Annotated in this window: 1 protein-coding gene; it reads right to left on the bottom strand. The window is 40.6% G+C overall.

The features are described 5' to 3' along the window. Nucleotides 1-310 precede the first annotated feature (310 nt). Nucleotides 311-925: Maf family protein (locus tag FK268_RS25775; RefSeq protein ID WP_146437755.1), on the bottom strand; the 615-nt coding region annotated here is incomplete at its 5' end.

Raw genomic sequence — 925 nt, 5'->3', positions numbered from 1 at the left:
ATAAAGGGTTGGGGATTCCTCCTCCTCTATAGAGGGATCTTCAATAGCTCTCTCTTGAAGTTCAGTTGTTGAGCGCTCAACACTCTCTTTTTGTGCAACTTCTTGCTTCTCTTCTTCTCTCTTTAATGAATTCATCTTTTAAACCGCTATTTATGTTTAAGATACAATCTATGCTAGAAATAGTTATCAAACAAACTTATTCCTATCACCGGGACCATTTCTATTTACCCCATCCTCTATTTACGCTCTCTAGATTATTTATCTATCAGATACACACCAGATCTTCCGTCAATATATCTATTCCGGCCGGTTATTCTCTCTCCATCAGATAATAACCAAATTCTTCCAGAGCTTTCCTCAATTCAAATAGCGGCAACCCCATAATGCCGGAATAACTTCCTTCGATAGATTCTATATAACCAGCCATCATTCCTTGAATCGCATATCCACCAGCTTTATCTTGCGGTTCCCCACTTTGCCAATAATGATGAATAAAGTCTTCCGGCAAAATTGAAAATGTCACTGAACTCTCACTCAACATTGTGACAAACTTCTCTTTTGCAGTCGCAAGAGATCCCGGTTTATCATCAAGGCCAACCAATGTAATCGCTGTGAAAACTGTATGGGTTTTGTTAGAGAGCCTACGCATAATCTCCAGAAAATGAGCCTCACTCTCTGGCTTTCCAATAATCTTTCCAGCGTAACTAATCACCGTATCAGCAGTTAAAAGCAATCGTCTACTACTGATTTGATCGCGATATTCGGCAAGTGCTGCCATCGCTTTCGCTTCAGCCATACTCTTAACATAGAATTCTGGCATGATGCACCCTTTAGCACACTCATCAACTTCAACATCAACCGCCCTATAGTTGATCTGAAGTTGCTGTAACAATGCTTGCCGTCTCGGTGAGCGAGATGCTAATAA

Origin of the sequence: Tsukamurella sputi, assembly GCF_007858445.1 — a bacterium.
Classification (GTDB): domain Bacteria; phylum Actinomycetota; class Actinomycetes; order Mycobacteriales; family Mycobacteriaceae; genus Tsukamurella; species Tsukamurella sputi.
This window is presented reverse-complemented; position numbering and strand designations above follow the sequence as displayed.